Here is a 12,641-nt window from a genome sequence, read left to right as displayed (position 1 = left end):
AGGCCCACATGCAGGCACATCCCCGCCGCGAACGCACCAGCACACCAACCGACCGTCATCAGCCGACCGGAGGCATCGCGCGCGAGGCACCTCCCACCACTGCGTCGCCGGACAGCGACTGTCCCTCACCGGGAACCTGCGACCACGGGAACCCGCCCGAAGACCTGCACCGCTACGAAGCCGTGCTCTTCGACTGGGACGGAACACTCGTCGACAGTCACCCGCTCAACTTCCGGGGCCTGTCAGCTGCCTGCTCCCACTGGGATCTCACCATGGACGAGTCGTTCTACAAGGCCCGCATAGGCACGTCCGGCGCGGAGCTGATCAACGAACTCGCCACAGCCGCCGGTACCGCGGTGCCAGCCGACGAGGTCGTCGCCCTCTGCCTGGAGATCATCCTCGGCGAGATCGCGGGCTTGCGGACCTACGCGGCGGTGGTCCGGATCGCCGAGTCCCTGCACGGCCGAATTCCCCTGGCCATCGCCTCGGGCGGCGCCCGCCGAGCCGTCCACGCCGGCCTCGATGCCACAGGCCTTCGGCCCCTGTTCGAGGACATCGTTACCGGCGAGGACGCCCCGCGGGGAAAGCCCGACCCGGGCCTGTTCCTCCTGGCAGCGAACCGCCTCGGCGTCGAACCCGCTCGCTGCCTGGTCTACGAAGACTCTTCCGAAGGCATGCAAGCGGCGCACGCCGCCGGCATGCGCGCCGTGGACGTCCGCTGCTTCCGCGCCGGCTGAAGGACCATCGAGCGGCCGAGCGGCCGAGCGGCGCTACGGCCGAGCGACGGCGAGAGACAGCGCCTCACACACTCGCGAAGTCAGGAGTACACCCGTGGAGAACTTCTTCAACCCCAGCAGGACCTGGAAGAACGGAGGGCCGTACCCGCACTTCCTGATCCTGTTCGACCAGCACCCCGAGTACCACGAGTACGTCCGCGCCCACGCCGAACTCCTAGCCTGTTACCCGCACTTGGGTGTCATCCCGGAGCCGTGGCTCCACTCCACCGTGCAAGGCATCCACCACCACGTGACGTCCGATCAGATGGAGCAGCTCGAGGACGCCGCGCGGCAGGAGCTGAGGACCATGCAGCCGTTCACGGTCCAGCTCGGCCCCACCTGGCCCGGGGTCACGGCGATCACCGTCGCCGTCTACCCCGAGGACGGCATGGCTGAGCTGAACAAGCGGGTCCGCGCTGCGGCCTCCTCGGTGGCGGGCATCAGCCTGCGCGCCCCGGAGTCCCGGTTCTGGGCGCATACCAGTCTCTGCTACGCGCGGGCGGACAGCGATCCCGCGACCGACCGGAAGCTCAACCGCGAGCTGCGCGGGCTTCGCCCCGAGCGGGTCGAGATCACCATTGACCGGGTGCATCTGGTCTCCCAGCGTCAGGACCCGCAGCAGGGCATCTACACCTGGGACGACGACCCGGTCGAACTCGTCTTCGGGGCCTCCGCCTGACCATCTGTGGCCGCCTGGCCGGCTACGTCGGCGGCGTATGCCATCCAGTCGCCGGCGCTTGCTCGTTGCCACTGGATGGCCACCGCGATGTGAAGGCCGAGCATCTTGGCGAGGATCGCGGACGGGATCTCGGCGGCGAGGGTGAACAGCGCGGTGTTGCGGCTCTGCCTCGGCTTGACCCCGATGGCGCGTACCCGCGTGATGAGCCTGGAATCGCTCAGCGGCTGGCCGGCGTGCCGGCCGGGGAAGAGCCAGATTCCGTTATGGGCGAGCAGCGCGGTGCTGCGGCGCGTGGCCACGAGTTCGCGCACGAGGGCGTCCAGCGGGCGGGTAGCGTGATTGGGCGGCTGCCCAGATCCCGGCGGAGCCTGACGCCCGCGCCGGGCCGATCTCGATGGTGAACGGTTCCAGAGCGTCCAGTTCACGCTGGATGGCGACCGCGGCGGCCTTGAGCGTCCCGCTGTCGACGCGCGAGCCGTTGCCGGCCTGCGGGTTGATCTTCTGGATGGTCATGTGGAGGTCGTCCTCGGCGATCGAGGAGATCACTTCCGGGTACTGGGAAGTGATCTCCCGCAACCTGGCGAAGTAGGCGCAGACCTGCGGCTGGTCCTGCGGCAGCCACAGGACGTGCGGCTTGATCCAGTCCTCGTCCGGTGCCTGCTGAGCGACATGAACTTGCGCACAGCTATGCCCCCTTGGCCTCGTGGTGGATCTCGGACGGGTCTATGTCGACCACGATCAGCAGGTGATCGGAGGCAGCCTCGGCGGCCGGGCTTCGGTGGGTGCGGTAGCCGACCAGCGACGGAGCCACAGGGCGGGTCGCGAGGGTGAGGTCGATCCGGCGTGGTCCCCACGGGTCCGGGTCGCCCTGGCCGTCGGCCCAGTGACCTACCGTCGGCTGCCATGGCGCGCCGAGGTGCGCGGCGGCGTCGACCATGAATCCGTTGCGCAGCAGCATGGCGGTGGCCCGGCGGTCGGCGAGGTTGGTGTCGCCGATCGTCTCGGGGACGCACTGATATTCGAGGTCGTCGTGGTCCTGGTTGCTGTAGGGCTCTTCGTCGTAGGGCTGTTCTTCTCCGTCGACAGTGATGGTGGCCGCGGAGATCGAGTTGAAGTCGCCCAGGACGACGCCCGGCTTGGCACCGCCGGTACGGCGGAAGGCGCCCTTGAGCCGCCGCGCCTCGTTGGCCCGGAAGTCCGGCCGGAACGGGTCGCCGTGGTAGCTGACGACGAGCAGCGGGTCCTGCGCGCCGACATCGAGCTGAATGGTGGTGCAGCCGTGCCAGTAGTCGGGCGACCCGTACGGACGGAACCCGCCGGGCACCGGGGTGACCGTCGCGGTGTTCCACAAGATGGCCGTGTACCAGGGGCGGTGGGCGTTTCGGGCCATCGCGACCAGGCCGGTGCTGCCGCCAGATCGGATCGTGGTGGCGGTGAGGCCGCAGTCCTGGGCCAGACGCGTGATGACGCCAGCGGCTTGTGAGTCCCAGCGGCGAAGCCGCTTCGCTTCGTCGACGATGCCGTCCTCGTCGGCGTCCTCGGGCGCGTCCTCGTCGACGAGGATTTCCTGCAGGCACAGGATGTCCGGGGCGACCTCGCGGATCGCGGTGACCCGGGCCTGCCATCCGGGCGTGTCGATGTCGTCCGGATGCAGCTTGTAGGCGTTGAGGTTCGCGATGCGGATCACGGTGAGCCTCCTTGAGGGTGGAAGACGGGTAGCAGCGCCTGCGACGGCGCGGGGCCGAGGCCGGAGCCGGGCGAGTCAGCCGGGTAGAGGGTGAGCGTCGGTGGCCGGGGGGAAGTCGCCTCGGTTGGTGGGTGATGGGCGGGCTGCGCGGCTCAGGCGGTGCGCGGCTGTGGGTTTTGCTCGTGGTCGAGGAGGCGGGCGGCGTGCAGGAGCGCGGCGACGCTGCCAGCTTCGCGGATCACGCCGTGCTCGACCATGGCGAGCGCTTGCTCCAGGGGCGCCCAGTGGGTGGTCATCCCGGCCTCGGTCGGGTCGCGGCGCAGTTCGCCGGGTTCGAGGCCGGTGGCGAGGACGAGGTGGGTGCGGGCGCGGGTGGAGCTGGGCAGCGGGTGGATCTGGGCGATGACCCGAAACGCGGTGGCGCGCCAGCCGGTCTCCTCCTCCAGCTCGCGCCCGGCGGCGGTTTCGACGGCCTCGCCGTGCTCGATGCCGCCGCCGGGCAGGTGGACGAGGCGGCCGTGGAGGTAGAAGGCGTCTTCGACGAGCGCGACCTCGTGGCTGTCGTTGAGCGCGACGACGCGCACGCCGTCGCGTACGTCGATGTGCTCGTAGATGTCGGGTTGGCCGTCCGGGCGCAGGATCTGGTCGCGGTGCAGCGTCAGGCGCGGCCCGTGGTGGAGGGTCTGGGTGCTGAGCGTGGTCCACCCGGTCGCGGGTGCGGTGCGGGCCGCCGCGTCCAGCGCCTGGTAGGCCGCGAGCAGGGCGGGCGTGCAGGCACGGAAGGCGGCGGCGAGTTCGGCGTTCGCCGGCCATTGATCGGCGATCCGCCCGACTGCGTGCGTGGTGGGCAGCTGCCGACACCACTGCTCGAACTGCTCGGCCAGGGCGCGCACCGGGGCGAGCTGCTCCAGCGCCTGCGTCACCGTGCGGGCGAGCCGGTGCGCGGGGCCGACGGCGAGCACGGCGTCCAGGCGCTCGGCGAGCACCGCCGCGTCGCGGCCGATTCGGTCGGCGCCGCCGACGCGGGCGGTGGCGATCGGCGGGCGGGCTCGCATCTCCACACAGGCAGCCCAGGCCGCCTCGCGTACCGGGTCGGTCGTCCAACTCATCTTCGTGCTCCGAGGGTTGGCTTCTGGCACTCTGACGTTACCGGCCACCGCCGGTGGTGCGGTGCAGCGGCCACCAGACGAGCGCCTTATCGTCGCCAGCCTTGTAGCGGGGCCAGAGCTGCCCGGAGGGGTCCTCGCGCTCGGCAAGGTCGATGGCGCCGGCGACCGCGTGCGGCCCGTCCTCCCGGCACGCCCGGGCGAGCTCCTGCCACGAGTACAGCTCGTACTCCTCGACGCCGGCGGAGATGCCGTCCGTGGCGATCACGATCTCGGCCAGGTCGTCGGCCGGCCACGACGCGGTGACCGCGTTGAGGCCCGCCTCGGGCACGGCCTCGGCGATCCAGTACCCACCGGGGCGGTTGACCACGCCGCCCTGGAAGCCGCGCAGCTCCTGGAGGATGTGGCGGTGGCGCTCGCCGAAGCCGTGGCCGGCGCGCAGAAGCTCACGGTACTCGCGGGCCTGCGGTTGAGCGTCCACGAGCACGGCGAGCCGGTCATCGCGTACCGGGTGCACCGAGCCGTCGCGGCCGATGGCGATGACGGGGCTGTCGCCGAGGACGGCCGCCTCGATCTGCTCCGCCCGCCGTCGCACGATCGCCACGGTGGAGGCCGGGGCCGAGCCGGGGACGAGCGCATGATTGTCGGCCACGGTGCCGATCGCGGTGGCGAGCACCTGGCGCAGGTCCATGTCGGCTTCCCGGGTGAGGAGTTCGGCGATGGCCGAGCCCAGGGTGTCGGCGTACCAGCCGCCGCGGGGATGGTCGGCGGTGACGGTGGAGACGCCGTCCAGGACGATCACGGCACGGTCGGTGGTGAGCACCCGGTCCTCGCTGGGGCGGCCGGGCCCGGCGAGTTCACCGATTCGGACGGTGGAGCCGCCCACCAGGGCCGTACGAGGGACGGCGCCGGGATTGGTCTGCATGAAGAACTCCGGTTCTGATCTGGACAGGTTCGGGCGAATGTCAGTGCTGCGGCACGGTTGGGCCAGCGGGCTGGCAGCTCGGGTCCTCGACGGTCGAGGCCAGGTGGGGATTACCAGCTGTGCAGGGCCTCGGTGATCAGGGCGCGGGCGCCGGGCCCGTAGACGGCGGACTCCTGGAGGAGCCGGAACGCCCGGTGGAAGAGGCCGACGCGCTTGGGGTCGGTGATGGTCTCGCACCCGCGGTAGCCCTCCACCTCCACCCGGGTGCCGTCGTGGATGCCGAAACCATCGCCGGGGTAGACGTGCAACCGGGCTCGAGCCGGGACGATCCCCAGCCGCAGGCCCGGCGTGTCGATGGTGGCCAGCAGGTGCTCCAGCTGGGCGCGCATCACCTCCGGTCCGCCGATGCCGGTCAGCAGGGCCTGCTCCCCGAGCAGCACGTGGTAGGTGCGGCCGTCCTGTCCGAGGTAGCGGGCGCGGGCGTTGCGTTCGGCCGCGCCGGCGTGCGAGTCGTCCGGGAGCTGGTGCAGTTGGGCAACCATACGCAGGACCTCCTGCGCGTACTCGGGGGTCTGCAGGTTGCCCCAGATCAGGTCGGGGCTGTGCCCGGCGTAGTCGCTGGTGGCGGCGGTGAGTTCGTGGAAGGCGCGCTGGATGTGCTCGGTGCCGCGGGCCAACAGGTCGTCCCACGAGGTGGCGGCGGACGGTTGTGGCGTCCCGGATGGGTTCGGTGCACTCACTGGCTTCTCCCTACTGGTCGGATCGGCTTGGACCGGGGACTACCGAAAGAGCGGGTCAGGCGCTGGCGGTGGTCTGGTGGGGCAGGCGGTCGCCGAGGTCGTACTGGGCGGCCTGGAGGAGATACGACTCGCGGTAGCGCGTGGTCGGTTCCTGGGCCATCAGATCGGAGTGGCTCCCCTGTTCCACGAGGCGGCCGTGGTCGAGGACGAAGATGCGGTCGGCCTTGGCGGTGGCGCCGAGGCGGTGGGTGATGAGGATGACGGTGACGCCGAGGGCGGTGAGCTGGCGGATCTGCTCGAATGCCTCGACCTCGGTTTCCGGGTCCATCGCGGACGTCGGCTCGTCGACCACGACGAGGGCGGGAAGCCGGCCGTGGGCGTCGGGCGTGGTCAGGCGCAGGTGGGTGCGGGCGAGGGCGACCTTCTGCCACTGGCCGCCCGAGAGGCCGACTCCGCCCTCGAAGCCCTTGGCGACGAGGGTGTCCCAGCCGCGGGGCAGCTCCTCGATCACCGGGTGGAGGTCGGCGTAGTCGGCGGCGGTCTCCAGCTGCCGCTGGTCGCAGGCGACTTCGGGGCGGCCGAGGAGCAGGTTGGCGCGCAGGGTGAAGGACCAGCGTTGGAAGTTCTGCGCGAGCAGGGCGACGCTGCTGAACAGCTGGTCGCGGTCGGCGGTCGCGGTGTCGATGCCGTCCCACCGGACGCGGCCCTGGTGCGGCTGGTAGACCCCGCAGAGGATGTTGGCCAGGGTGGACTTGCCCGAACCGTTGGCTCCCACGAGGGCGATGACCTTGCCCCGGGGGATCGTGAGGGTGACCTTGTCCAGTGCGGGGGTGTCGCGGCCGTCGTAGGTGAAGGAGACGTCCTCGACGGTGATCGTCTCGGGGCGCTCGGGCAGCGGTGTGCCGCCCGTGGGGATCGCCCGGCGGTGGCCTTCGCGTCGTAGCTGGTCGAGGTCGCGGACGAACAGGCTCTCTTCGTACAGGCCGTTGATCTGGGAGACGAGGCCGCCGATGCTCGCGGAGCCGGTGCGGATGGCGACCACGGCGGTGCCGGCGGCGGCGAGCGGGATCGTGCCGTTCATGACGAGCGAGCCGAGGAGGGCGAACGCGCCGAGGGTGGCGGCGCCGGCCAGGGCGGCGGAGAGCAGGTCGGTGCGGGCCTTCGCTCCGGCGAGGCGGGCCTGTTCCTGTTCGGCGGCGCGGGCCATCTGCTCGTAGTGGTGGAGGATGAACGGCCCGCAGGCGTGCACCCGCTGCTCGGCTGCGGAGTAGGGGCGGATCAGCATGTCCGCGAGCAGGGTGCTGGCCCGGTTGTGCTGGAGCCAGGCCCTGGTGGAGGCGTAGTGGCGGCGGGCGGTGCGTACCGCGCCCCATCCTCGCGGGGCGGCGATCAGCAGCAGCATGGGCAGCAGGGCGGGGTGGAGGACGGACAGGACGCCGGCGGCGGAGACGAGGCCGAAGGTGGCGGTGAGGACGGACGTGGCCTGGCCGATGATGCTCTGTAGCGACATCGCGCCCCAGCGGGCGCTGTCCACCTCGGCGAGGAACGCCGGGTCCTCGATCGCCTCCAGCTCGGAGCGGCTGACGACGCCGAGGAACTCGATCGTGGCCCGGCGGAAGACCGCCGGCTTGAGGCGCTCACCGGCCCAGCCCGAGGCGGCGGACAGCACCGAGGACAGGCCCGCGATCATCCCGACCGCCACGATCGCCGGCGTCGCGGCCCGCAGCACGTCGGCGACCTCGCCGGGAGCGAGCAGCGCGGTCAGCGCGTGGTTGGTGGCGATCAGCGCGATGGCCGCCGCCAGGCCGCGCAGCAGCTCGGCGCCGACCAGGGTCACCAGCGCCGCACGGTCGGCGTCCCAGGCCATCCGCCCGGCCAGGCGCAGGAAACCCGGCATCTGCCGCGCCACCGCCCAGAATGTCACCTTGCCGCTGGCCATCTCATGCTTGGCCCAGCCGTAGTCGTAGCGCATCGGCCCGCCGAACAACAGCTGCTCGCTGTCCGGCACCGGGTTCGTCGAGGTCTTGGGTGCGCTGGTCACATACTCCCTTTCGCAGAGGGGGATCGCGGTGGTCAGGCGCCAGTGCCGTCAGGGTTCGGCGTAGCCGTGGGGCGACCGGTGCGGACCGGGCGGGGACGAGCCGGCTGGCACCGTGCCGGGCACGGTGCCAGCGGGCGCCGGTCACGTCTCGACGAGCTGCCGCCCGCCGGAGGCGGGGTCGAATCCGTGGGTGGAGAACGCGGGCCCGCCGGCCAGGTACGCCTCCACCGCGGCCTTGGAGGTCGGGAACATCGGGCTGGGCAGGACGGCGGCGGCGGGGTGCCAGCGCACCTCCAGGTGCTTGTCCGGCTCGACGTTGACCAGCTTGCCCGTGAACTCGCTGGTGGCGAAGACGAACAGCACGAACCCGCCGCGCCCGTCCCAGCCCTCCTTGGCCTGGATGGTGTGCACCAGGCGCAGGTCGCACGGCCGGGCGATGAGCCCGGCTTCCTCACGTAGCTCCCGGGCGGCAGCGACGGAGATCTCCTCGCCGGGGTCGACCTTCCCGCCGGGGATCGTCCACGCGGGGCCCGGGGTCCAACTGCGCTGGGCGTAGTGGACGGTGGCGATCCGGTCGGTGTTCAGGTCGTGGGCGATGACGCAGACCGACAGCCTGCTCGTCTCGTGCATCAGGGGTGCTCCTGGTTGAAGTGGGAGGGGTCAATGGCGCGGACGCGGGGGTCGGGCGAGTGCTTCTAGGTGTCGCGGGGGGGCAACTCCGAGAGCGTGGTCTCGCGCATGATGCGGTCGACCGTGTCCTGGAGGGTGCTGTCGCTGCCGATGACGGTCTCGATTCCGCCGGGAAGAACGTCGTGCGCGCGGTACCAGTCGCGCAGTTCCCGCTCGGTGACGGCAGCCAGGTAGTCGCGATCGGCCTTCGCAGCGTGGCGGACCAGCGTCTCGTCGATCGGGATGTCGAGGTAATAGCAGCGGGTGACGCCGCGGTGGTCGCCCACCAGGCGCTGGAGCATCTCGCCGTAGTGATCGGCGTACAGGATGCCTTCGATGACGACGTGGTAGCCGGCGCCCAGCGCGTACCGTGCCACCGTGTCCATCAGGCCGATGTTCGCGCCGCCGGGCCGGTCCCGCTCGCGCAGCACGATCCGGCGGAGGTTATCCTGCGCGACCACGGCCAGGCCCCGCCCGAACCGGTCCCGGATGCCCGCCGCCACCGACGACTTGCCGGATGCCGAGTTGCCCCGGACGACCACGAGGCGGGTCTCCGCGCTTCCCACGGGCGTCCCGGCCGCCGGGAGCGCCGGGGGGCTCGCGGTGCTCACGCCGGCCATCCGACGACGGACAGCGGGCGGCCGGCGGCGATGTGCGTGAGCGCGTCGGCGGTGTAGCCGACGATCGGCTCCGGAAGCCCGTCCAGCGGCCAGAAGCGGAGCGCGGCGCACTTGTCCGGCTCGCGGTTGGTGATCTTGCCGGTGTACGCGCGCGGGGCGAAGAACAGCTGGAGGCGTCCGGCACCGTCGTCGGCGTCGAGGTGGTGGAGGGTGTGAACCAGGTCGAGGTCCTCCTCCCGGATGGTAATGCCGAGTTCCTCGTCGGCCTCGCGGGCCATGCCGGCCAGGACGGACTCCTCCGCTTCGAGGTGGCCGGCCGGAGCGTGCCAGTGCTGATCGGCGAACGTGGTGTTGGTGCGCTGTCCGAGCAGTACCCGGCCGTTCTCGATCAGGACCAGGTGGACTCCCACAACCAGCGTGTGCGGCACGGGGCGTCTCCTTCCGGGGCGGGAGGGAACCGGAGCGCGGAGCGCCGCCGGTTCAGGGCATGGCGATGCTGCGATCAAACTGGTGATCGTTAGTCGTACGTGAGTGCGTTGGCAGGTGTCCCACCGTAGGCGGCCCGGCGGGGCCGCGTCGGCGTGTCGCGGCAGATGCCACACGATCCGGTGAACAGCTTCAACTCGTCATACCGGTACGGCCGTTGTGGTTCGAACAGGGCAGTGTGCCACGGGGTACTGACAGTCGCGTAATGCTCGTCGGGAGGCGGGCGTTTACGCTTCCCAGGGCGGTGATCCGCTTCTGGAGGCGCTCGGTGTCGCGGGTGCCCCCGAGGTTCCCGTACTGCTGGCGGCCTGGACGGCGATTCGCACCTTCGACCGGCTGACGGTGTTGCGCACCTCGCTGCCGCCCACTACGCCACCACGGCGGCGGGAAGCGCCCGGTCGGCGGCGGCACGCGGCCCGGGCGGTGCCGTGAGCCGAGGCTGCGGGCAGTCGGCGAGGCGGACGGCCGCGTCCGCCATGCTCCAGTGGGAGAACCCCTGCGGGTAGTTGCCGAGCTGGCGGCGGGCGAGGGGGTCGTACTCCTCGGCGAGGAGCCCGAGATCGCTGCGCAGGGCGAGCAGCCGGTCGAACAGCGCGCGGGCTTCGGCGTGGCGGCCGATGACGGCGAGACTCTCGGCCAGCCAGAACGAGCAGGCCAGGAAGGCGCCCTCGTGGCCGGCGAGCCCGTCGACGTTGCCGCCGGCTTCCTCGCGGGTTGAGTAGCGCAGCACCAGCCCGTGCTCGGTGAGATCGCGCTGGACGGCTTCGACGGTGCGGATGACGCGCTTGTCGTCCGACGGCAGGAAGCCGATCAGGGACAGGAGCAGCAGGGAGGCATCGAGGGCCCGGCCACCGTAGGACTGGGTGAAGGTGCCCGTCTCGGGGTTGAAGCCGCGCGTGCAGACGTCGGTGTGGATCTCCTCGCGCAGGCGGGCGAGACGGACGAGGACGGCAGGGTCGGTGGCGCTCCGGCGTTCCAGCAGCCGCAGGGTCCGGTCCACGGCGACCCAGCACATCACCTTGGAATGGGTGAAATGCCGTGCTGGGCCTCGGATTTCCCAGATGCCCTCGTCAGGCTCCCGCCAGCGCTGCTCCAGCTGCTCGGCGAGCGCCAAGAGCAGGGCGTCGCACTGCGGGAACGGGGGGAGGCCGGCGTCCTCGGCGAGCAGCAGAGTGTCGGCGAGTTCGCCGTAGACGTCGAGCTGGAGCTGGTCGGCAGCGCCGTTGCCGATGCGCACCGGCCGGGAGCCGTCGTAGCCGGGAAGGTGGTCCAGGACCTCCTCGTCGAGCTCGGCGTCGCCGTTGACGCGGTAGATCGGCTGGAGGCGTTGGGGGTTGACGGTGTCGACCAGCCATCTGCGCCACTGCCGGGCCTCGTCGAGGAAGCCGAGCCGCAGCAGAGCGGCGATGGTCAGCGCGCTGTCGCGCAGCCAGACGTAGCGGTAGTCCCAATTCCGTTCGCCGCCGAGCCGCTCGGGCAGGGACGTGGTGGGCGCGGCGACGACGCCGCCGCCCGGGTGGCAGAGTGCCTTGAGGGTGAGGGCGGAGCGTACCGCGGCCTCGCGGTCCGGGCCGGGATAGGTGCAGCCGGCTGCCCACTGCTCCCAGAACTCGGTGGTGGCGTCGAGCTCGGCGAAAGCGTCGGGTGGGATGGGGGCGGGGCGGTGGGAGGGCACCCAGGTGAGGGTAAGTGCGACGCTCTGGCCGGCGCGGACGGTGAAGTCGGCCCGGCACACGCCCCGCCCGTTCGCGGTGTGCTGGGGGCCATCGAGCCAGTACGAGTCCGGGTGGGCGACCACCCACAGCCGCTGGGCTCCGCGGGAGAGCCGCTCGATGTGCGGTCTGGTGGTGCCGTAGCCGGGACGGGGCCGGAAGACGCTGGCGACGCGGACCTCACCGCTGATGCCTTCGACGATCCGGATGATCCGGGGCTCCGCGTGGTCGCTGACCGTGGGCGCCGGCATGAAGTCGGTGACCGCAACCGTACCGGCGGGGCAGTCCCACTCCTGGCGCAGGACCAGGGAGTTGCCCACGTAGTGGCGGCGGTCGGCCGCCGGGGGCGGTGCGCCGTCGTAGACGGCCGGGCCGACGCGCCACAGGCCATGGTCGGCGGTGCCGAGCAGCGAGGCGAACACCGCCGGCGAGTCGAAGCCGGGCAGGCAGGCCCAGTTGATGGAGCCGTCCGGGCGGACCAGGGCGGCGGACACGGTGTTGCCGAGGAGCGTGTGGTCCTCGATCCGGGAAGGGGTGGTGGGGGTGCGCATGGGGTCCTGACGTGGGTGGGACGGTGGTGGTCAGCGGCGAGCGGGGGCGGGGGTCGCGAGCGCGGCGAGGGCGGCGGCGACGGTGTGGGCGAGCGTGTTGGCTACCGGCAACCAGGGCATGAGGTTCGCGAGTAGCACGCGGTTGGCGCGCTGGACGGGGTCGGCCGGGTCGCAGCCGACGACCACCGTCCCGCCGTGCGCGGTGAACAGGCCGGCCTCGTAGCAGTCGTGCACGCGCACGTGGTCGAGCGGGTTCCAGAACAGGACGACGTCGGTGCGCCGGATGTTGCGGTCCTGCCAGCCGAATGGGTGCCACGCGCGGTAGGGGTCGGTGGCCGGGTTGCGCGACGGTCGGGGGTTGAGCACCGTGCCGTCGAAGCCCGTGGTCGCGAACAGGTCGACCGCTTCGCTCTGCCAGTCCGGGCAGCCAACGGTTGCCCCGGCGAGGAACACCGCCGGGCGGCCGTCCGGCTCGGGTGCCTCGACGTATCGAAGGTTCACCGGGCGCCGCCGGAGGGAGTAGGTCCGTGGAGGACGGTGAGGGTGATCATCTGCTAATCCGATGTGAAGGCGGTCGGATTCCGAGTGGGACTCCGAGCTGTCTGACGTGAGGGACACCTGATCATCTGGCGGCCCCTGCGAGGCCTTC

General features: G+C 71.5%; 14 protein-coding genes. 2 read left to right on the top strand and 12 right to left on the bottom strand.

Features of this window, described 5'->3' with window-relative positions; translation table 11 throughout:
* Positions 1-8 precede the first annotated feature (8 nt).
* Together ACIBEC_RS30440 and ACIBEC_RS30435 are read left to right on the top strand one after the other, a co-directional pair.
* The gene (locus ACIBEC_RS30440; RefSeq protein WP_360507765.1) at positions 9-737 is read left to right on the top strand and encodes an HAD family phosphatase; all 729 of its coding nucleotides are present in this window, start codon (positions 9-11) and stop codon (positions 735-737) included.
* A 94-nt stretch (positions 738-831) separates the two neighbouring features.
* Positions 832-1,455, top strand: coding sequence for a hypothetical protein (locus ACIBEC_RS30435; protein ID WP_360507768.1), 624 nt, complete (start codon positions 832-834; stop codon positions 1,453-1,455).
* Here ACIBEC_RS30435 and ACIBEC_RS30430 read toward each other — a convergent pair.
* From ACIBEC_RS30430 to ACIBEC_RS30375, 12 genes are all read right to left on the bottom strand, one after another.
* The gene (locus ACIBEC_RS30430; RefSeq protein ID WP_360507771.1) at positions 1,404-1,766 is read right to left on the bottom strand and encodes a hypothetical protein; all 363 of its coding nucleotides are present in this window, start codon (positions 1,764-1,766) and stop codon (positions 1,404-1,406) included. The two genes, ACIBEC_RS30435 and ACIBEC_RS30430, sit on opposite strands and share 52 nt — an antisense overlap.
* The gene (locus ACIBEC_RS30425; protein WP_360507774.1) at positions 1,717-2,031 is read right to left on the bottom strand and encodes a hypothetical protein; all 315 of its coding nucleotides are present in this window, start codon (positions 2,029-2,031) and stop codon (positions 1,717-1,719) included. The genes ACIBEC_RS30430 and ACIBEC_RS30425 overlap by 50 nt, the downstream gene beginning before the upstream one ends.
* Before the next feature lie 109 nt (positions 2,032-2,140).
* Positions 2,141-3,142: an endonuclease/exonuclease/phosphatase family protein gene (locus ACIBEC_RS30420; protein ID WP_360507777.1), complete on the bottom strand. Its 1,002-nt coding sequence runs from the start codon at positions 3,140-3,142 to the stop codon at positions 2,141-2,143.
* Positions 3,143-3,294: 152 nt separating this feature from the next.
* Positions 3,295-4,251 (bottom strand): NUDIX hydrolase, encoded by a 957-nt coding sequence (locus ACIBEC_RS30415; protein WP_360507780.1) that lies wholly within the window; start codon positions 4,249-4,251, stop codon positions 3,295-3,297.
* Positions 4,252-4,288: 37 nt separating this feature from the next.
* Positions 4,289-5,173, bottom strand: coding sequence for a protein phosphatase 2C domain-containing protein (locus tag ACIBEC_RS30410; RefSeq protein WP_360507783.1), 885 nt, complete (start codon positions 5,171-5,173; stop codon positions 4,289-4,291).
* 110 nt (positions 5,174-5,283) lie between these two features.
* Positions 5,284-5,913, bottom strand: a complete 630-nt coding sequence (locus tag ACIBEC_RS30405; protein ID WP_360507785.1) for a DUF5753 domain-containing protein — start codon at positions 5,911-5,913, stop codon at positions 5,284-5,286.
* 55 nt (positions 5,914-5,968) lie between these two features.
* On the bottom strand, positions 5,969-7,954 hold the full coding sequence (locus ACIBEC_RS30400) for an ABC transporter ATP-binding protein (RefSeq protein WP_360507787.1): 1,986 nt from the start codon (positions 7,952-7,954) through the stop codon (positions 5,969-5,971).
* 141 nt (positions 7,955-8,095) lie between these two features.
* Positions 8,096-8,584, bottom strand: coding sequence for an NUDIX domain-containing protein (locus tag ACIBEC_RS30395; RefSeq protein ID WP_360507790.1), 489 nt, complete (start codon positions 8,582-8,584; stop codon positions 8,096-8,098).
* Between the two features lie 65 nt (positions 8,585-8,649).
* Positions 8,650-9,234 carry an AAA family ATPase gene (locus tag ACIBEC_RS30390; RefSeq protein ID WP_360507793.1) on the bottom strand — a complete coding sequence of 195 codons (585 nt, stop codon included), beginning with the start codon at positions 9,232-9,234 and terminating at the stop codon, positions 8,650-8,652.
* Complete coding sequence (locus ACIBEC_RS30385) at positions 9,231-9,671, bottom strand: NUDIX domain-containing protein (RefSeq protein ID WP_360507796.1); 441 nt, start codon at positions 9,669-9,671, stop codon at positions 9,231-9,233. The genes ACIBEC_RS30390 and ACIBEC_RS30385 overlap by 4 nt, the downstream gene beginning before the upstream one ends.
* A 425-nt stretch (positions 9,672-10,096) precedes the next feature.
* Entirely contained in the window at positions 10,097-11,992 is a 1,896-nt protein-coding gene (locus ACIBEC_RS30380) for a glycoside hydrolase family 15 protein (RefSeq protein WP_360507799.1), read from the bottom strand.
* A gap of 30 nt (positions 11,993-12,022) precedes the next feature.
* Entirely contained in the window at positions 12,023-12,493 is a 471-nt protein-coding gene (locus ACIBEC_RS30375) for a nucleoside 2-deoxyribosyltransferase domain-containing protein (protein WP_360507801.1), read from the bottom strand.
* Positions 12,494-12,641: the final 148 nt, after the last annotated feature.

Origin of the sequence: Kitasatospora sp. NPDC051164, from assembly GCF_044455625.1 — a bacterium.
Classification (GTDB): domain Bacteria; phylum Actinomycetota; class Actinomycetes; order Streptomycetales; family Streptomycetaceae; genus Kitasatospora.
The sequence above is the reverse complement of the archived record's forward strand: the minus strand, read 5'-3'. Positions and strand labels throughout refer to the sequence as shown.

What these genes read in the sequence shown, in the direction of transcription:
- ACIBEC_RS30415 (WP_360507780.1), bottom strand. Translation starts at nt 4,251, where the DNA reads ATGAGTTGGACGACCGACCCGGTACGCGAGGCGGCCTGGGCTGCCTGT.
- ACIBEC_RS30440 (WP_360507765.1), top strand. Translation starts at nt 9, where the DNA reads ATGCAGGCACATCCCCGCCGCGAACGCACCAGCACACCAACCGACCGT.
- ACIBEC_RS30395 (WP_360507790.1), bottom strand. Translation starts at nt 8,584, where the DNA reads ATGCACGAGACGAGCAGGCTGTCGGTCTGCGTCATCGCCCACGACCTG.
- ACIBEC_RS30410 (WP_360507783.1), bottom strand. Translation starts at nt 5,173, where the DNA reads ATGCAGACCAATCCCGGCGCCGTCCCTCGTACGGCCCTGGTGGGCGGC.
- ACIBEC_RS30380 (WP_360507799.1), bottom strand. Translation starts at nt 11,992, where the DNA reads ATGCGCACCCCCACCACCCCTTCCCGGATCGAGGACCACACGCTCCTC.